The 19,270-nt window shown below is 29.9% G+C and carries 16 protein-coding genes, 1 other RNA gene and 3 pseudogenes; 16 read left to right on the plus strand and 4 right to left on the minus strand.

Annotation, left to right across the window (positions count from 1 at the left end):
* The first annotated feature begins 1 nt into the window (after position 1).
* The 3 genes from fliD to FBE96_RS02730 are packed head-to-tail and all read left to right on the plus strand — an operon-like array spanning position 2 to position 2,584.
* Entirely contained in the window at positions 2-1,930 is a 1,929-nt protein-coding gene (gene fliD / locus FBE96_RS02720) for a flagellar filament capping protein FliD (RefSeq protein WP_002872009.1), read from the plus strand.
* Between the two features lie 11 nt (positions 1,931-1,941).
* A complete protein-coding gene (gene fliS / locus FBE96_RS02725; RefSeq protein WP_002776169.1) occupies positions 1,942-2,328 on the plus strand; it encodes a flagellar export chaperone FliS in 387 nt (128 codons plus the stop codon).
* Positions 2,309-2,584 carry a hypothetical protein gene (locus tag FBE96_RS02730; protein WP_002776186.1) on the plus strand — a complete coding sequence of 92 codons (276 nt, stop codon included), beginning with the start codon at positions 2,309-2,311 and terminating at the stop codon, positions 2,582-2,584. Before fliS ends, FBE96_RS02730 begins: the two co-directional genes overlap by 20 nt.
* Here FBE96_RS02730 and rnpB read toward each other — a convergent pair.
* An RNA gene (gene rnpB, locus FBE96_RS02735) (RNase P RNA component class A) lies at positions 2,582-2,902 on the minus strand. The two genes, FBE96_RS02730 and rnpB, sit on opposite strands and share 3 nt — an antisense overlap.
* A 113-nt stretch (positions 2,903-3,015) precedes the next feature.
* Here rnpB and efp point away from each other — a divergent pair.
* The 6 genes from efp (at position 3,016) to FBE96_RS02765 (ending at position 8,610) form a co-directional block, all read left to right on the plus strand.
* On the plus strand, positions 3,016-3,585 hold the full coding sequence (gene efp, locus FBE96_RS02740; RefSeq protein WP_002855210.1) for an elongation factor P: 570 nt from the start codon (positions 3,016-3,018) through the stop codon (positions 3,583-3,585).
* Positions 3,586-3,744: 159 nt separating this feature from the next.
* Positions 3,745-4,437, plus strand: coding sequence for a DUF969 domain-containing protein (locus FBE96_RS02745; RefSeq protein ID WP_002856730.1), 693 nt, complete (start codon positions 3,745-3,747; stop codon positions 4,435-4,437).
* Positions 4,424-5,377, plus strand: a complete 954-nt coding sequence (locus FBE96_RS02750) for a DUF979 domain-containing protein (protein ID WP_002872010.1) — start codon at positions 4,424-4,426, stop codon at positions 5,375-5,377. The genes FBE96_RS02745 and FBE96_RS02750 overlap by 14 nt, the downstream gene beginning before the upstream one ends.
* A 9-nt stretch (positions 5,378-5,386) precedes the next feature.
* The gene (locus FBE96_RS02755; RefSeq protein ID WP_002872011.1) at positions 5,387-6,391 is read left to right on the plus strand and encodes a DUF2891 domain-containing protein; all 1,005 of its coding nucleotides are present in this window, start codon (positions 5,387-5,389) and stop codon (positions 6,389-6,391) included.
* Between the two features lie 118 nt (positions 6,392-6,509).
* Complete coding sequence (locus FBE96_RS02760) at positions 6,510-7,802, plus strand: SLC13 family permease (RefSeq protein WP_072223315.1); 1,293 nt, start codon at positions 6,510-6,512, stop codon at positions 7,800-7,802.
* A 10-nt stretch (positions 7,803-7,812) separates the two neighbouring features.
* Positions 7,813-8,610, plus strand: a complete 798-nt coding sequence (locus tag FBE96_RS02765) for an amidohydrolase (RefSeq protein ID WP_002872013.1) — start codon at positions 7,813-7,815, stop codon at positions 8,608-8,610.
* Here FBE96_RS02765 and FBE96_RS02770 read toward each other — a convergent pair.
* Positions 8,607-9,692 carry an FUSC family protein gene (locus tag FBE96_RS02770; protein WP_002905704.1) on the minus strand — a complete coding sequence of 362 codons (1,086 nt, stop codon included), beginning with the start codon at positions 9,690-9,692 and terminating at the stop codon, positions 8,607-8,609. The genes FBE96_RS02765 and FBE96_RS02770 overlap by 4 nt on opposite strands.
* Positions 9,689-10,921 (minus strand): glutamate-5-semialdehyde dehydrogenase, encoded by a 1,233-nt coding sequence (locus tag FBE96_RS02775; RefSeq protein WP_002856964.1) that lies wholly within the window; start codon positions 10,919-10,921, stop codon positions 9,689-9,691. The genes FBE96_RS02770 and FBE96_RS02775 overlap by 4 nt, the downstream gene beginning before the upstream one ends.
* 70 nt (positions 10,922-10,991) lie before the next feature.
* Here FBE96_RS02775 and FBE96_RS02780 point away from each other — a divergent pair, with 70 nt between their 5' ends.
* Together FBE96_RS02780 and FBE96_RS02785 are read left to right on the plus strand one after the other, a co-directional pair.
* Complete coding sequence (locus tag FBE96_RS02780) at positions 10,992-11,927, plus strand: NAD(P)-binding domain-containing protein (RefSeq protein ID WP_002856867.1); 936 nt, start codon at positions 10,992-10,994, stop codon at positions 11,925-11,927.
* Between the two features lie 180 nt (positions 11,928-12,107).
* Positions 12,108-13,436 (plus strand): MATE family efflux transporter, encoded by a 1,329-nt coding sequence (locus FBE96_RS02785; RefSeq protein WP_002872014.1) that lies wholly within the window; start codon positions 12,108-12,110, stop codon positions 13,434-13,436.
* 47 nt (positions 13,437-13,483) lie between these two features.
* Here the strand turns inward: FBE96_RS02785 and FBE96_RS02790 are convergent, their stop codons facing one another.
* On the minus strand, positions 13,484-14,413 hold the full coding sequence (locus FBE96_RS02790) for a DUF2860 family protein (protein WP_002859942.1): 930 nt from the start codon (positions 14,411-14,413) through the stop codon (positions 13,484-13,486).
* Positions 14,414-14,566: 153 nt separating this feature from the next.
* Between FBE96_RS02790 and FBE96_RS02795 the strand changes: the two genes are divergently transcribed.
* From FBE96_RS02795 to FBE96_RS08560, 5 genes and pseudogenes are all read left to right on the plus strand, one after another.
* Positions 14,567-15,943, plus strand: coding sequence for a replicative DNA helicase (locus FBE96_RS02795; protein WP_002869960.1), 1,377 nt, complete (start codon positions 14,567-14,569; stop codon positions 15,941-15,943).
* Positions 15,944-16,005: 62 nt separating this feature from the next.
* Positions 16,006-16,607 (plus strand): annotated as a pseudogene (locus FBE96_RS02800) (hypothetical protein).
* Positions 16,598-16,804: a hypothetical protein gene (locus FBE96_RS02805; RefSeq protein WP_002868077.1), complete on the plus strand. Its 207-nt coding sequence runs from the start codon at positions 16,598-16,600 to the stop codon at positions 16,802-16,804. Before FBE96_RS02800 ends, FBE96_RS02805 begins: the two are co-directional and overlap by 10 nt.
* A 78-nt stretch (positions 16,805-16,882) precedes the next feature.
* A pseudogene (locus FBE96_RS02810) lies at positions 16,883-17,610 on the plus strand (DUF3944 domain-containing protein).
* An 18-nt stretch (positions 17,611-17,628) separates the two neighbouring features.
* A pseudogene (locus FBE96_RS08560) lies at positions 17,629-19,095 on the plus strand (hypothetical protein).
* The last annotated feature ends 175 nt before the right edge of the window (positions 19,096-19,270 follow it).

A 19,270-nucleotide genomic window follows, 5' to 3' on the forward strand; every position in this document is an offset into this window, starting at 1 on the left:
AATGGCATTTGGTAGTCTATCTAGTTTAGGATTTGGTTCTGGGGTTTTAACTCAAGATACTATAGATAAATTAAAAGAAGCAGAGCAAAAAGCTCGTATTGATCCTTATACTAAAAAAATTGAAGAAAATACAACCAAACAAAAAGATTTAACAGAAATCAAAACTAAATTACTAAGTTTTCAGACGGCTGTTTCATCATTAGCCGATGCTACGGTTTTTGCGAAAAGAAAAGTTGTAGGAAGTATTAGCGATAATCCTCCAGCAAGTCTTACAGTTAATTCGGGTGTTGCTTTACAAAGCATGAATATCAATGTTACTCAACTTGCACAAAAAGATGTATATCAAAGTCAAGGATTGGCAAATGATGGTGGTTTTGTTAATGCAAAATTAAATGGAACTGCCGATCTTACTTTTTTTTCAAATGGCAAAGAATATACTGTTACGGTAGATAAAAACACAACCTATAGAGATTTAGCTGATAAAATTAATGAAGCTAGTGGAGGAGAGATTGTCGCTAAGATTGTAAACACAGGAGAGAAAGGTACTCCTTACCGCTTAACTTTAACCAGTAAAGAAACAGGCGAAGACAGTGCGATAAGTTTCTATGCAGGAAAAAAAGATGCGCAGGGTCAGTATAAAAGTGATTCAGAGGCAGAAAAAATATTCAAAAGTCTTGGATGGGAATTAGATACAACGAGTTCTATTGATCCAGCTAAGGATAAAAAAGGTTATGGTATTAAGGATGCTTCTTTGCATATCCAAACTGCGCAAAATGCAGAATTCACACTTGATGGTATTAAGATGTTTAGATCAAGTAATACTGTTACCGATCTTGGTGTAGGAATGACTTTAACTTTAAATAAAACAGGTGAAATTAATTTTGATGTACAGCAAGATTTTGAAGGTGTGACAAAAGCCATGCAAGATTTGGTGGATGCTTATAATGATTTAGTAACCAATCTTAATGCTGCAACTGACTATAATAGTGAAACCGGAACAAAAGGAACTTTACAAGGCATCAGTGAAGTAAATTCAATACGCTCAAGCATTCTTGCTGATTTGTTTGATTCTCAAGTTGTTGATGGAACTACTGAAGATGCAAATGGTAATAAAGTAAACACTAAGGTTATGCTTTCTATGCAGGATTTTGGCTTAAGTTTAAATGATGCAGGCACTTTGAGTTTTGATTCTTCTAAATTTGAACAAAAAGTTAAAGAAGATCCAGACTCTACTGAAAGTTTTTTTTCAAATATTACTAAATACGAAGACATTAATCACACAGGAGAGGTAATTAAGACAGGAAGTTTAAGTAAATATCTTAATTCCAATGGAGGTAATACTAATGGTTTAGAATTTAAACCAGGAGATTTTACTATAGTTTTTAATAATCAAACATATGATTTATCTAAAAATTCTGATGGTACTAATTTTAAATTAACAGGGAAAACAGAGGAAGAATTGCTTCAAAATTTAGCTAATCATATAAACAGTAAAGGTATTGAAGGCTTAAAAGTTAAGGTTGAATCCTATAATCAAAACAATGTTACAGGGTTTAGGTTGAATTTTAGTGGAGATGGTAGCTCGGATTTTTCAATCAAAGGAGATGCTAACATTCTCAAGGAATTAGGTTTGTCTGACGTAAATATAACCTCTAAGCCTATAGAAGGTAAAGGTATTTTTTCAAAATTAAAAGCCACGTTGCAAGAGATGACTGGAAAAGATGGTTCAATTACAAAATATGATGAGAGTTTGACAAATGATATTAAATCATTAAATACCTCTAAAGACTCGACTCAGGCTATGATTGATACAAGATATGATACAATGGCGAATCAATGGTTGCAATATGAGAGTATTTTAAATAAACTCAATCAACAGCTAAATACTGTGACTAATATGATTAATGCGGCAAACAATTCTAATAATTAAGGATAAAAAAGATGCAAAATAATTTAGCCTATAATGCTTATTCTCAAAATCAAGTGGGGATAGAGTCCCCGCAAAAACTTATTGAAATGCTTTATGAGGGAATTTTGCGTTTTTGTGCAAGAGCTAAAGTAGCCATAAGAAATGAAGATATAGAACAAAGAGTGTATTTTGTAAAAAGAACCACGGCTATTTTTATAGAGCTTATTAATACTTTAAACTATGAAAAAGGCGGAGAAGTGGCACATTATTTAAGCGGGCTTTACACAAGAGAAATTCAACTTTTATCTTTGGCAAATTTAGAAAATAACGAAGATAGAATCAATGAAGTTATAAATGTAACCAAAGGTTTGCTAGAAGCTTGGAGAGAAGTGCATAACAATGAAACAGTGGCTCAGTGATTTTAAACTTGCATTAATCCAAGAAGATGTCAATAAACTTGAAAATTTACTTGATGAACTTGATATGAAAGCTTTTATTAAAAATTTAGCCAAAGAATCGCCTTCAGAAGATTTTTTAAAAGAAAATGCAAATGATGTATTTTATCAAGTTCAAGCTCTTTTGCAAGAAGCTGTTATACTGATTGAACAAAAGAAAAAAACAAAAGCTGTTGAAATTCAAAAATTTCAAAAAGCGTTGACATATTTTAAATCTTAAAAAAGCATAGCGATAAGCCGAGTTCTGTCTTGAATGCTCATTTATCTAGTTTTGTTTTTGCAAACAAAATCAAGCGAAGGGTTAAAACAAAGACGCTAACCATCCCTTCTTGCTGCACATTGGGTTTACATAGCCGAAATTGTTACCAAAATCGCTGGTGGGCTTTTACCCCGCCGTTTCACCTTTTCCACTTGCGTGGTAGTTTTCTTTCTGTTGCACTATCCCTTAGGTTACCCTAGCCATCTGTTAGATGGAATGTTTGTCTTTAGCAGCTCGGACTTTCCTCTCCTAAAAAGAAGCGAGCATTTACTATGCTTTAAATTTGGATTTTAACGTAATTTTACTTATTTTTTCATCAAATAAAATAATTTTATTGTGATATCAATCAAAATTTGATAAAATTGTTTTTTATTTTTTAACAAAGGAAATTTATGGCATCTTATTCAATGGGTGATTTAAAAAAGGGACTTAAAATAGAAATCGATGGAATTCCTTTTAAAATAGTTGAGTATCAGCATGTAAAACCAGGCAAAGGTCCTGCTTTTGTGCGTATTAAAATCAAATCTTTTATTGATGGTAAAGTACTTGAAAAAACTTTCCATGCAGGTGATAAATGTGAAGCTCCAAATTTAGAAGATAAAACTATGCAGTATCTTTATGATGATGGTGAAAATTGCCAATTTATGGATACGCAAACATATGAACAAGTAGCTATTAGTGATGATGATGTAGGTGAGGCGAAAAAATGGATGCTTGATGGTATGATGGTAGATGTGCTTTTCCATAATGGTAAAGCTATCGGCGTAGAAGTTCCACAAGTTGTTGAACTCAAAATCATCGAAACAGCTCCAAATTTTAAGGGTGATACTCAAGGATCAAATAAAAAACCGGCTACATTGGAAACAGGCGCAGTAGTGCAAATTCCTTTTCATGTGTTAGAAGGTGAAGTTATACGCGTTGATACTGTGCGTGGTGAGTATATAGAAAGAGCGAACAAATAATACAAAAAAAGCTTTTGGACTATTCCAAGGCTTTTTTAAATTTATATAAAATTTATTTTGTTACTTAATTTCTCATTCCATTCTTAAAAATATTTTTTTAAACTTTTCTTCAATTTAAAATTTCTATAATATTTCTAATTCATATTGTGGAGATGGTTGATGGAATGGTTACTTCTTGCTTCTATACCTTTGATTGTTTTAGGTTTTGCTTTAAAGATTAACCCCTTTTTAGTGGTAACTTCAGTTGGAATTTATGCTGGACTTGTTTCAGGTTTTGATTTTGTTAAGGTTGTTAGTGATATAGGAAAATCTTTTGTAGATAATCGCTATGTTGCTATAATTTGGCTTATTTTACCTTTACTTGCTGTTTTGGAACGCAAAGGCTTAAGAGAGCAGGCTAAAAATTTAATATCCAAAATAAAAGTTGCCAGTACAGGACGAATTTTAATGTGTTATTTTGTTTTTAGACAAGTTACTGCAGCTTTAGGGCTTTTATCTTTAGGCGGACATGCACAGATGATAAGACCTTTAATAGCCCCTATGGCAGAAGCTGCAGCTAAGCTTAAATTTAAAAACTTAACACATAAAGATAGTCAAAAAATCAAAGCTTTTTCTGCGGGAACGGATAATGTTGCTGTATTTTTTGGAGAGGATATTTTTATAGCCGTGCATTCTATTTTATTTATTAAAGCTTTTTATGAGAGCAATGGTATTATTGTTGAGCCATTGCATTTATCAGTTTGGGCTATACCAACTGGAATTTTGGCTTTAATTATCCATTGTTCTAGACTTTATTTATTTGATAAAAGATTAGAAAAAACTTATAAAGGGTTGAGTGATGATAAGTCTTGATTTGCTTTATTATATTGTAGGAATTTTATTTTTAGTTTTTGGAATTTTAAGTTTTTCTAATCAAGCTAAAGATATAAAATCAAGAATAAGCGGCGGGGTATTCTGGATAAGTTATAGTTTTACTTTTTTACTAGCAGGAGTTTTGCCTCATTTTGTGATGGGTTGTATAGTGATTTTACTAGCACTTATAGCAGGATTTAATTTATTAAAACCAGCAAAGATCGAAGTTAGCAAAGAAGAAAAAGAATACGAGATAAAACATGCAAATATTTATAAAAATAAACTTTTTATTCCTGCTTTAATGGTTCCTTTGATTACACTTATTGGGACTTTTTTATTTCCCTATTTGAGTTTTTTTGAAAATAAAAATGCTACATTGATGGCTTTGATTATAGGTATAATTATTTCTTCAGTAGTTGTTTGTTTTATGTTTAAGGCTTCTCCTAAAAGAGCTGTTAAAGATGCAGCACATACTATGGATCACATTAGTTGGGCAGCGCTTTTACCGCAAATTTTGGCTACACTTGGGGTAGTTTTTGTTTCTACAGGAATGGGCGATCAAGTATCTAAACTTTTATCTAGTTATATTAGTTTAGATAATGCTTTTATTGCAGTAGCTGTGTATTGTATCGCTATGGCGCTTTTTACTATAGTAATGGGCAATGCTTTTGCAGCTTTTCCTGTGATTACTGCTGCTATTGCTTTGCCGATTTTAATTATACAAATGCATGCAAATCCTGCTATTATAGGTGCGATTGGAATGCTTAGTGGATTTTGCGGAACTTTAATGACGCCTATGGCTGCAAATTTTAATATAGTTCCTGCGGCACTTTTAAATTTGGATGATAAAAATGGCGTAATTAAAGCCCAGTTTATGTCAGGACTTGTTTTGCTTGTGGCTAATATCTTTTTAATGTATTTTTTAGCTTTTAGATTTTAAGGAGAAACAATGGAAAAATTTATAAAACAATTTAGCTTTATTGCACTAGAAAATATTTTTAGAGAATTGCCAAATAAAATTACACATTCTTTTAATGATATCAATGATATTAAACCACCAAAACTTATGTATCCTATATTTTATGGTTCTTATGATTGGCATTCTAGCGTGCATTCTCACTGGCTTTTGGTGAAAATTTTAAAAGATTTTTCTCATTTTGCTCCAAAGGATGAAATCATCAAAGCTCTAGATTCTCAATTTAGCAAAGAAAAAGCAGAAGGAGAGCTTAAATATCTTCAAAACCCTGCACACAAAGGTTTTGAAAGACCTTATGGATGGGGATGGTTTTTAAAACTGACTTTGGAGATAAATTTACTTGCTAAAGAAAATGACAAAGCTGAAATTTGGGCTAAAAATTTAGAAGGCATAGCTGATTTCTTTGTTAAAGAATTTAAGGAGTTTTTACCTAAGATGGATTATCCTATACGAGTTGGAACCCATTTTAATAGCTCTTTTGCTTTGTATTTTGCTTTAGAATATGCAAGATTTAAAAAAGATCAAGAATTGGAGTATTGCATCATCCAAAGTGCTAAAAAGTGGTTTTTAAATGATAAAAATATGCAAGCTTTAGAGCCTTGTGGAGATGAGTTTTTATCTCCTGTTTTGATGGAAGCGGTGCTTTTAAGTGCTGTTTTACATAAAAATGATTTTGTAAAATTTTTTAAAGCATATTTGCCAAATTTAGAAGCAAAAGAGCCTGCAACTTTATTTACCCCTGTGAGTGTGAGTGATAGGAGCGATGGTAAAATAGCACATCTAGATGGGCTAAATTTAAGTCGTGCTTGGTGTTTTAAAATACTTTCAAATTTTTGCGATGAAAATTTAAAAATTCTTTTAAGAAACAATGCTACAGAGCATTTTGATAAAGCCATAGCTCATATAGAAGATGATTATCTTGGGTCGCATTGGCTAGGAAGCTTTGCTTTGCTTGCTATGGATGTGGATATTTTATAAAAAATTTCATAAGATGGGTAAATTTGTTACTAAATAGATATTTTTTAAATTTAGATTTTGTTTTTATGCTTTGAAAAATATATTTTTTGATATTATAAGCCCTATAATATTTTAAAGGATGATAATGGTTTTTTTAATCATCTCTAGTATTATAGTGGCTATTATTTTGGGCTATATTACTAGACATAATGTTGGAATTTTTGCTATGATTTTTGCTTATATTATAGGAGCTTTTTTTATGGATTTAGCTCCTAAAAAAATCATAGCTTTTTGGCCTATTTCTATATTTTTTGTTATTTTTGCTGTTTCATTGTTTTATAATTTTGCAACCGTAAATGGAACTCTTGAAAAATTAGCTGGACATTTGATGTATCGTTTTGCTAATCATCCTTATTTGCTTCCTTTTGTTATTTTTGTGGTTAGTGCTATTATAGCTGCTTTAGGAGCAGGTTTTTATACGGTTTTAGCTTTTATGGCACCACTTACTTTTTTACTTTGCGATAAAATCGGTTTAAGCAAAATTGCTGGAGCTATGGCTATAAACTATGGTGCTTTGGGAGGAGCAAATTTTATGACTTCTCAAAGTGGGATTATTTTTCGAGGATTGATGGAAAATTCAGGCATTGAAGCAAATGAAGCTTTTGTAAATTCTAGTATTATTTTTGCTTTTACTATAATTTTGCCTATTGTGGTATTATCTTTTTTTGTGTTTAATGCTTTTAAAAATAATATAAAAATCAGTGTTATTTTAAAACCTGATTCATTTGATTATAAACAAAAAACTACTTTAATTCTTATGTTTATGATGATTGTTGTTGTTTTAATCTTTCCTGTGCTAAATATTATTTTTCCACATAATGAGACAATTAGTTATTTTAATAAAAAAATAGATATAGCTATGATAGCCATGATTTTTGTTGCCATTGCTTTATTTTTAAAATTGGCCGATGAGAAACAAGTTGTTGCTTTAATTCCTTGGGGAACCTTGATAACGATTTGTGGAGTAGGGATGTTAATTAGCATAGCGGTTGAAGCAGGAGCTATAAAATTATTTTCAGATCTTGTAGAAAATGAGATCAATGTGATTTTTATTCCGTTAATAATGTGTGCTATTGCAGCTTTTATGTCGCTTTTTTCAAGTACTTTGGGTGTGGTTACTCCAGCGCTTTTTCCTATAGTTCCAAGCATTGCTGCAAGTAGTGGATTAAGCGAGGCATTGCTTTTTTCTTGTATTGTTGTAGGGGCTCAAGCTTCTGCTATTTCTCCTTTTTCTTCTGGAGGAAGTCTAATTTTAGGATCTTGCCCTGATAAATATAAGGAAAAATTATTTAAAGATTTACTTATTAAAGCTGTGCCTATAGGATTTATAGCGGCGATTTTAGCTACTATTATAATGAGTTTTATTTTATAAGGATAATTTAATGAAGATTGATACTCACGCACATATATTTTTGAAAAAGTTAAATACGGTTGCAAATGCAAGATATAAGCCTGATTATGACGCTAGTTTTAAAGATTATAAAGCAAATTTAGATCATTATGATTTTAATAAAGGGGTTTTAGTTCAGCCAAGTTTTTTAGGTATTGATAATGAATTTTTGCTTCAGAGTATAGAAAAAGATGAAAATATAAAAGCTATAGTTGTGGTTGATGAAAATATTAAATTTGATGAGCTTAAAAAACTAAAAGAAAGAAAAGCTTGTGGAGTTAGATTAAATTTAATTGGCAAAGAATTACCAAATTTTAAAAGTATGGTTTGGACTCAATTTTTTGAAAATTTAAGTAAGCTTAAAATGCAAATAGAAATTCAAAGAGATTTAGATAATAATCTTGTTGATATTGTTGAAAATTTAATTCCTTATGGTTGTAATATTGTTATCGATCATTTAGCAAGAGCTAATGCAAACTTAACAAATTTAGAGGATTTAATTTGCTTAAAAAACTCTAGAATATTTTTTAAAATTAGCGGTTTTTATAGAGCAAAAATAGACTATGCTAATAATGAACAAGCTGTAAAATTTGCAAAGAAAATATATGAAATTTTAAAAGAACATTTTCCACTTAGCAATTTTGTTTTTGGAAGCGATTGGCCACATACAAATTTTGAATCAAATGTTAATTTTTCATCGGCTCTAGTAGCTTTTAATGAAGTTGTCGTATCTAAAAAAGAACAAGAGCAAATTTTAGGGGATAATGCTTGTGCTTTATTTGACTTTTAAGCTTTTTGTTTTATTCTAAAGATGTATTTTGCAATGCGTTCAAAATGTACTCTTAGATAAGGTTTGTAAATTACAAAACCACCTAAAAGTCCTAAAATGCTTCCTATTACGACATCAATTAAACGAGCGAGTATCAATGTATCTGCATTTTCACTTATAAAATTAGCTGCTTCTGAAAGATAAGTAGCATAAGGAGTAAAGAAAATCATAGCTAAAGCATAATTTCGATTGACTAAAAATTGTCCTATAAAAAACAAAGACATCATAAGTAAAACAAGCTCTATATTGTGAAATTGTTTAGATAAAAGCCACCATGCAAAACATACTCCTAAGGCCGTTCCTATGATGCGTTGAATTTGTTTAATCCATATAGAGTTTAAAGTTACGCCTTGCATAATAGCTGTGCAAGAAATGGCTATCCAATAACTTCTTTCAAGTTCTAAAAAAGTTCCTATAAATATAGAAAAAGCCACAAAAGAACCCATGATCAAAGAATCCACAAAAACTGCATCAAAACCTATGTATTCTCTAGGTGGAATTTCGCTAGGTAAAGCATTTTTAAATCCATAAATCACAACGATAGAATATAACAAAGCCATTAAATTGGCTACCATTGCCCCAAGAAAAACAAGACCCACTAAAAAGATAAAATCCTTAGCTTCAAAAGGAGAATAAGCTCCTAAAACACAAGAAAATACAAAGAAAAAATATCCAGGTGCACCAATGTTATAATATCTAATTAAAATAGAACTTCCCATGGCCATAATTCCTATAGGGATGAAGGCAAAAATTGCAGGCAAAAAATGGGTTAAAATTCCTAAGAAAAAACTAGAAACTATGCCAAAAGAACAGCACATCACAACAGCCATTCTATGATATAAAGGAGTGTTTGGAACATATAAAAAAGATAAAGCTCCTATCATGGCAATGAGTCCATAGTTTAATTTTCCAAAAAATACACTAAGCCCTAAAACTATACCCACACCTAAAGCCGCAAAAAAAGGCATTTGCCAAACTTGTTCGCTTGAATTTAGTTTAGCAATTTCTTTAAAGTGTTGCTTTAGTATTTCTATTTTATTCACTCTCGAATTTGTCCTTCCCCACTGATTATATATTTATAAGTGCAAATATCTTCAATCCCCATAGGACCTCTTGCATGCAATTTGCTGGTTGAAATTCCAACTTCTCCACCAAAGCCAAATTCTCCTCCATCGCTAAAACGCGTTGAAGCATTACCATAAATACAAGATGAGTTTATAAGGCGTTGAAATTTAGCGATATTTGAAGCATTATTTGAGATAATGGTTTCAGAATGCAAGGAGCTGTGTTTATTGATATGTTCTATAGCTTCATTGCAATCTTTTACTAATTTTACACTTAAAGCAAAATCAAGCCATTCTGTATCAAAGGTATTTTCATTTGCTTTAAAAACTTCTAAATTTGAGTTGTTAAAATAAGCCAAAGCATTTTCATGGGCGTGAATTTTTACCTTAAATTTTTCAAATTCAGGGATTAAAAGACTTATAAAATTTTTAGCAATTTTTTCATGGATTAAAAGCGTTTCTAAAGCGTTGCAAACACTTACTCTTTGACACTTTGCATTAAGGATTATTTTTAAAGCCATATCTAAGTTAGCACTTTGATCTACAAAAGCATGGCACAAGCCTTTATCTTGCTTAATGAGAGGAATTTTAGTATTGTTTGCAATTTCTTGTATCATGTTTGAACTTCCGCGAGGTATGATCACATCGATTAAATCATCAAAAGCTAGAATTTGCAAGATCTCATCTCTTTGGGTAAACATAGCAAAACAATCTTGCAAATCAAATTCCTTAAGTACTTTATTAACAAGAGTAAATATAGCCTCATTTGTAAATTTTGCTTCACTTCCACCTTTAAATACACAAGCATTAGAACTTTTTATCATTAAAGCTATGATTTCAGCACTAAGACTAGGCCTTGCTTCATAAATAACACAAATGAGTCCTAAAGGAATACTCATCTTTTGTATGCTCAAACCCGCATAATTTTTCCAGCCTTTAGAAATTTTGCCTATAGGATCTTCGATGTAAGCGATTTTTTCTAGGCCTTCGCAAAGAGCTAAAATACGTTTTTCATCTAACAAAAGCCTATCTTTCATTGCTCCGCTTTTTGTGAAATTTGCCATATCTTTTTTATTTGCTTCTAGGATAATTTTGAAATTTTCTCTTAAAATTTGAGCTAATTTTAGAATAATTTTTTCTTTATCTTTGGGTGTTAAGTTAAGTAGTTTTTGAGAATTTTTCTTAATATTTTCAAGCAAATTTCGCATTTTTAATCCTTTATTTACAAAAAACTTGATAAATTATACAAAAAAATTTAGAATTGAAAGGTAAATATAAATGAAAAAAATAGATTTAATTGTAGTAGGTGCAGGTCCAACAGGGATAGGCTGTGCAGTTGAAGCCAAGCTTAAAAACAAAGAAGTTTTGATACTAGAAAAATCAAATAACATTTGTCAAACTTTAATGCAATTTTATAAGGATGGCAAAAGAGTAGATAAAGCTTATAAGGGATGCGAAGGAACCAATCACGGACATGTTCCTTTTGAAGATGGCACCAAAGAAAGCACTATAGAAACTTTTCAAAACGCTTTAAAAGAGCACAATATAGAAGTTGAATTTGGTTCTGAAGTTGAGAGCGTTAAAAATGAAAATGGAGTTTTTTTAGTAAGTACAGCTAAAGGTGTTTATGAGTGTAAAAACATTATTGTTGCTATAGGTAGAATGGGTAAGCCTAATAAACCTGATTACAAACTTCCTATGACTTTAACAAAAATCATTAATTTTAATGCCAATTCAGTTTTGGGAAATGAAAAAATTCTTGTTGTAGGTGGCGGAAATTCAGCAGCAGAATACGCTGTGGATTTGGCAAATTCAAATCAAGTTAGCCTTTGTTATCGTAAAAAAGAATTTACAAGATTAAATGATATAAATCTTAAAGATATTCATGAAGCTGGAAATTCGGGTAAGGTAGAGTTAAAACTAGGAATTGACATTAATGAAGTAGAAGATGATAATGGCAAAGCTAAAGTAAATTTTACCGATGGTACAAGCGATATTTATGATAGAATCATTTATGCTATTGGTGGTTCTACTCCACTTGATTTTTTACAAAAATGTGGGATTAATGTTGATGATAAAGGCGTGCCTTTAATGGATGAAAACAAACAAAGCAATGTTAAAGGCATCTTTGTAGCAGGAGATATTGCTACTAAAAATGGAGCAAGTATAGTTACAGGGTTAAATGACGCTGTGAAAATTCTTTCTGTGCTTTAAAATTTAGCCTTTGGGCTAAATTTTTATTTTAGTTTAATCTAGAAAATTCATATGCAAAATAAAATAAATATTAATAAACTTATTGCGAAATTACTTTATTTAAATTCTTACATACTAGGACTTTTGGCATTATATTAGCGGTTTAAAATATTTTTAATTTTAAATATTTTAAGGATTATTATGTCAAGTATTTTTAGCACCTTAAGCCCTTTTAGGCTTTTTGTAAAATGTGCCGTGCCAAATGTTATAAGTATGGCTTTTATTTCTTTTTATTATATAGTTGATGGAATTTTTGTTGGAAAATATCTAGGAAGCGATGCTTTAGCGGCACTAGCCTTGATTATTCCCTTTATCATGATGTCTTTTGCTTTGGCTGATATGATAGCCATAGGATCAGCAGTGCAAATTTCTATGCATTTAGGTTTAGGCAAGAAGAATTTAGCTAGAAAGATATTTAGCTCAAGTATGTTGATTATCTTTATAATCTCTTGTTTTATCGGAATTTTGGAGTATTTTTTAGGACCTGTTTTGATTGATTGTTTAAATGTTAGCGATGAGATTAAAACGATGGCTAAAGAATGTATGTTTGTTTTTGCTTTGTTTGCACCCTTTACTATGCTTTCTTTTGCTTTGGATAATTATTTAAGAATTTGCGGAAAAACTGCTTATAGTATGGTAATGAATGTGATTATAGCATTAAGCAATATAGTGCTTGATTATATTTTTATAGTCGAGTTGGGTTGGGGCTTATTTTCAGCTGCTCTTGCAACTTGTTTGGGACTTGTTTTAGGTGGTATTTTTGGAATTTTTCCTTTCTTGTTTCAAAATTTAGAGCTTAAAATTTCGAGCCTATATATGAATTTAAAAATTTTTAAAAATATTCTTTATAACGGAAGCAGTGAATTTTTTGGCAATATTTCAGGATCTTTATATAGTATTTTTGCAAATTTTGTTTTATTAAAAATTTCTGATACTCAAGCCGTGGCAGCCTTTTCTATAGTTTTATATATTGATAGTTTTATTATACTGCTTATTATTGCTATGGGTGATGCAATGCAGCCTGCGCTTAGTTACAACTATGCTAAAAAAGATTTTTCAAGAATCAAAGCTATTGTAAAAGTGGTATTTTTTGCTGGGGGATTTTTATCTTTATTTTCTATAGTATTAATATTGATATTTGGAGAAAATTTAATCACGCTTTTTACAAAAGAAAACAATCAAGAATTTAAAACTTTTGCTTATACAGCTTTGATGCTTTTTGCTTTTAATTATTTTTTTGCATGGTTTAATGTTCTAAGTGGTTCTTTTTTGACAGCCTTTAATAAGGCAAGCTTTTCCTTGGTTTTAAGTTTGGCGCAAAATTTATTTATACCTTTGTTTTTTCTTTTGCTTTTATCTTATTTTATAGGTTTAAATGGAGTATGGCTAAGTCCATTTTTTGCTGAATTTTGTGTTTTGATTTTAGCTTGGATTTTTCTTAAAAGAATTTTTAAAGATCTATCTTTATAGGAGATAGATCTTTTTTAAATTTTATCAAAGGAGCTTTTTTATAATTTTTAGAATTTATATCCTATACCAGTTAGGACAATTTGATAGGTTTCATCATAAAATCCTATATCACTATTTCTTTTTTCTATGCCATAATTTGCAAAACCATAAAGTCCGTTATAACCCAAAAATTGATTTTTAACAACTTTTAGATTAAGCTTAACTATATTACCATCTTGTTTTTTGTGGAAGATAGGATCAGTTCCTACTGCTTCATATTTACTAAGATTTAAATTTGGAGTGAAGATGTAATCATTAGCAAAAGCCAAATTTGTCCCTATGCTAAAACCATATCTTGAATAGCTTTGAGCTTTTCCGTCTGCATCATTGTAATCATAATTTAACCCTAGGTTTAATAAGCTATAATTATAGTTTAATTCAAATTCGTGATAATACCCCTCCCTTTTTAAAGAGCTTTGTGCGATAGTGTCTTTATCATATTTGTTTTTGCTAAATAAATATGAAGTGGTAAATTTCCCAAAATCACTTTCATAAAGTTGAGAGATTTTAAAACCATATCTATCAACATCAGTTTCTTCTCTATTTCCTATTGCATAAGGATTTGCATAAGCTTTTTCTCTTAAAGAGGAAATCACAGAAAAAGAAGTGCTAAAACGCTCTAAATAAGCTCTTTCGTAGCCTAAAGCTATACCGCTGATATCTCTTCCATTGTAGTTTTTAATAAAAATTCTATCATTATCTATAAGATTACCATAGTAAAGTTCTGCACCGATAAAAGGAATGAAAGAGGAGTCTGAATTATCAGCATTGTGACTGCTTAGATAATCACTGTTTGCCAAGGTTGAAATATTACTTTTAATATCCCTTGCACCCACACCTATGCTTAAATTTCCACTAAAACCTTCTTGAAATTCTACAGCCGTAGCTGATTGGGTTAAAATGGAGGCTAAAACACAGGAAAATAAATATTTTTTCAAATGTTCTCCTTGAAATGTTTGTTGTTTGTAATTAAATTACATTTATAATTGTAACTAATATTACATTAAATATTTATAAAAAAATTAAGTTTTATAATTTAAGTTTTTTTAGATAGAATTTTTAGAATTAATTTATATTTATAAGGAAATTTAGTGCAGCAAGAGTATTATGACTTGGATTTAGAACGAGCTATTTTAAGCAGTTGTATCATGAGTGAAGAAGCTTATGCTAGTATAGCAGGCGATATTAGCCCAAAAGATTTTAGTCTTAAAGCTCACCAAGATATTTTTAAAGCGGTTATAGCTTGTAGCAATAACAAAGAGCCTATTTCTGTAAGTTTTTTAAGAAAACATAAAAAAATAGATGAGCAAATTTTAGCAGAAATTCTTGCCACTCCTTCTATGATAGATTTGCCTGCTTATGTAAATGAACTTCGCGAAAAGTCTGTAAAAAGACAGCTCTTGAGTTTTGCGCATCTTTTGCCAACTCGTATCAATGAAGATCGTGCTGTAAGTGAAATCGCAGATGAAATTGGTAAAGAAATTTTTAGCATTACAAATCGTGTGAATTCTAGAGATATTAAAGATGTTGATATGGTAATATCAGAACTTTTTGAAGAATTTAAAAAGCAAAAAACTTTAGAAAATAAAGGTATTATAGGGCTTGATACAGGTTTTGAAGGTCTAAATAAAATGACAAAAGGCTTTAAAGGGGGTGAACTTATAATAATCGCCGCGCGTCCAGGTATGGGAAAGACAACTCTTTGTTTAAATTTCATTGACAAGATTTTAAGACAAAAAAAAGGCGTGGCTTTGTTTTCTCTTGAAATGCCTGCAACTCAAATCATGCAAAGAATGCTATCTTCTAAAACTTCTATTCCTTTGCAAAAAATTTTAACTGCAGATTTAAATGATGATGAATGGGAGCGTTTAGGAGATGCTTGTAATGATTATAGTCAAAAGAAATTATATATTTACGATAGTGGTTATGCAACTATTGCTGATGTAAGGGCTATTTTAAGGCGTTTAAAATCTCAAGATGAAAGTATAGGACTTTGTGTGATTGACTATATAGGGCTTATGATGAGTAATTCAAATTTTAATGATAGACATTTGCAAGTTAGTGAAATTTCAAGAGGACTTAAGCTTTTGGCTAGGGAGCTTGATATGCCTATTATCGCACTTTCACAACTTAATCGTGGCTTAGAGCAAAGGGCAAATAAGCGTCCTTTGATGAGTGATTTGCGAGAAAGTGGAGCTATAGAGCAAGATGCGGATGCTATTTTGTTTGTATATCGCGATGAGGTTTATAGAGAACAAGAAGAAAAAGAAAGAGAGAATAAAGCTAAAGCTGAAGGCAAAGCTTATCAAAGGCTTTTTATACCAAATCCTATGCAAGAAAATGCTGAAATTATTGTTGGAAAAAATAGAAATGGACCTGTTGGAACTATAGAAGTTGTATTTTTAAAAGAAAAATCTTGTTTTGTAGATAAACCTATAGGCTATGAAACTACTGAATTTACAGGCTAGCTTTAATAAAATAAGTTTTTAATATTTTAAAGTTATTTTTTACGACACAACCTGTCGCAAGGGTGTTTTATACTTTCTTTGTTATTTTAAAACAAGGAGAGAAAATGTTAAACAAATCGCATTTGGTAGTATAGCTCTTACAGCTACAGGATATGGCATAAAAAAATTATACGAAAAATTATCCAAGCCAGAAAGAAAATTTGATACACATGCTATTGTTCCAAGCTGTAAGGATGTAATCAATACCGAAGAATACAAACTCAAAAGAGAGCTTGAAATCGAACAAAAGAAAAATCAAATTCAAGAATTTCTTTGCGAATGCATGGAGTGTTATAGCGGCTTTTCAAAATATTTTAATTCTAAGGAATTTTTAGAATTTGAGCAAAATTTTACCTCTAAAAATAATCATAAAACAGAATTTCTTTTGTCGTCTTATAAAGATCAAATGATAAAAGTGATCGACCATGCTAAAAAATTTGAATGCTTAAGTGCTTTTTTGGAAACACAAAGCGAAAAAAATGACTTAGCGGTTGTAAAAATGATAAGCGAAAGCATGGAGAGAAAAACACAGAGATTTTATCTGCAAACAAAATTTCAAACTTTTCCTCAGTATATTTTTCCTTCTGTGTGGAGTTCTCCTATGTGGAATAAACAATGGGAATAATGCTTGGAATTTTAAGCCTTATAGCTGGCTTTGTTGCCATAGTGTTGATGTGTAGTTTGTATTTTATAGCGTTTATGGTTTTTGTTGGCATAGCGATACTTATTTTTCTTTCTATGCAACCTTATCCTTATAATATAATATTTTGTGCTATATATTTAATCACAATTTTAGCGCTAGTGCTATGGCGTAAAACTTAAAAATTTCACTTCTCCCTTGACTGGGGGGAGGGATTTGATAAAATACAAAGTTAAAAATTTTAAAAACAAGGAGAAAATATGGCCTACAGATATGATAAAGATTTAGAATTCTTAAAAGAATTAAGCAGTCCAGAACTCGATGAGCTTGTAAAAATTTTAACCCATGATAAAGACGGGAAAGTTCGTTTTACTGAAGAGTTAACCAATAATGATCTTTATAAAAAACATTATCCAGATCATAAAGAATATATCGAACTCATTTTAGAAGAATTTCAAAAATTTGGAGGAAATAGTATTCTTAATATATTTCGAGGTGGTGGAGTTTTATATAATGAAATTCTACGCGATGTTGCAAAAAAATTTGATGTAAAATTTGATGAAAATGAAAGCACAAACTCCATAGAAACATCACTTTTATGCAAATTAATAGAAGAAGAGTTAAAAAATTCTCAAGATGAAAATACATTAAGAGAACTTGTAAATATTTTCGAACTTGGCATTTCTAATATTAATAAACAAACAGTTGTAATGGGATTGCAATCTCTTATTAAAATAGGTGGATTTAAAAGCTATCAAATTGCAGTAATAGTTGCAAATCAAGTTATGAAGTTTTACTAGGAAGAGGTTTATCTCTTGTGGCAAATGCAACACTTACAAGAGCTTTAAGTCTTTTTTCTGGTCCGGTAGGTTGGACAATTATGACCACATGGACTGCATTGGATTTAGCTAGCCCAGCCTATAGGGTTACTATACCAGCAGTACTTCAAATTATAATTTTAAGACTAAAACACAATACAAAAAACTAAACACAAGGAAATGCATTAATGGAAAATATTTGCCAATTTATCATAGAAAATATTGATAAAAATTCATTAAATACAAAAAAAATAAAACTTGTTTTCAATATGCAAGAGCAAGAAATTACAACAATTTCGAAGATATTTAAGGTATCTTCGGAACACATTATTGCTTTTTATGATACCTCAACATCCTTTAATTATTTTAGCAAAACTACCGGAATATGTTTTACTGGCAAAGAAGTTATCTTTAAAAGAAAAGAAGATGAAGTTTTAATGAAAATCAACTATGAAGATTTCAAAGAGGCAAATAAATCCTTACCTGAAAAAACAACAACTCTTCAAGACATCAAATTTCCCATATCTTTTCATAATCTTGGAACATCTTATCTTTCATTTGATGATTTCAAAAAGAAAAACTACATAGAAGAAAATGATGAGCTTATAATAAATTTTTTACACATCTTAACTTCAAAAAATAACATAGAAAGTTTTAAAAATGAAAGTATGTTTCCACAAGCCTTAGAAAAAACAAACGAAAGTATTAAAGAAAACTATATAAAAGTTATCATTAAAATAATATTAGATCAATACGGTTTTTTAGATGAAAAAAGATCAATTAAAATTTTTGCTCTAATGAATAAAATTAATGTTGCTTCAGAAACAAGGTATAAAATACAAGATTTTTTACATAATAAACATTCTAGTTTTGAAGATTTGCTAAACATCATAAAACAAGAATCTAGATTTATGCAATTCAAATATATTTTAATTTCACTAATAAAAGACTTAATTGATATAGATTTTGAAGATAATAAAATTTATAATTTTTTGTATGAAAACAAAGACATTTTTAAAATCAAAGACCTTAAAGAAATCTATTAGATAAAAGAAATCATTAAAAAAGAATATCAAATAATATTAGACGATAATAAAGAAATTCAGCAAATTTTTAACTTTATATCCGAAACAGCTACAAAAAATAATATATCATTAAACGGTTTATATCTTTCAGGAATGACAATTGGCATGTCTGTATCAATTATGGAGTTACTAGGATTTGGGGAATTAATAAAATTACCACTAATCGATTCTTCAAAAAAATATCACAATAAAAACAAACAACAATTACGTCTTTTTATTATTCAAGAAATTCTCAAAGAAAATCAAAAAACAATTACCCAAATTATTGATATCATCAATAATTTAATTGAGCAATGTAATACAAATACACAAAATTTACAAGAATTAATAAAATTATTAAAATTGGCTTCAAAAAATAATGAAACTTTTAAAGAAAGGGAAAAACTTTTATATTGCCCAGAAATGCTTTCATTGATAACAATAAATAATCATCTAAAAGAAGATGATATTCAATTTATAGAACAATACTATACCTATAATCAAAATACTCATGAGTATGAGCGCAATGACAATCTTTCTTCGTCGGATTTAGAAAAACTTTCAAATTTTTTTAAATTAAAAAATCTATAAGGATAATTTTATGGATAAAATACAAGAAAACACCAAAATAGAAAAGGCTATATTAGCCGAAAAACAACAAATCTTTTTAATACAAAATAAATTATCCGAAATTGAAAAAAATATCAAAGAATAATGTTTAACCATAGAACAGATTCAAAATAGTATCACAGAAAAAAATCAAAAT

Source organism: Campylobacter sp. CFSAN093241 (assembly GCF_012889595.1).
GTDB lineage: Bacteria > Campylobacterota > Campylobacteria > Campylobacterales > Campylobacteraceae > Campylobacter_D > Campylobacter_D jejuni.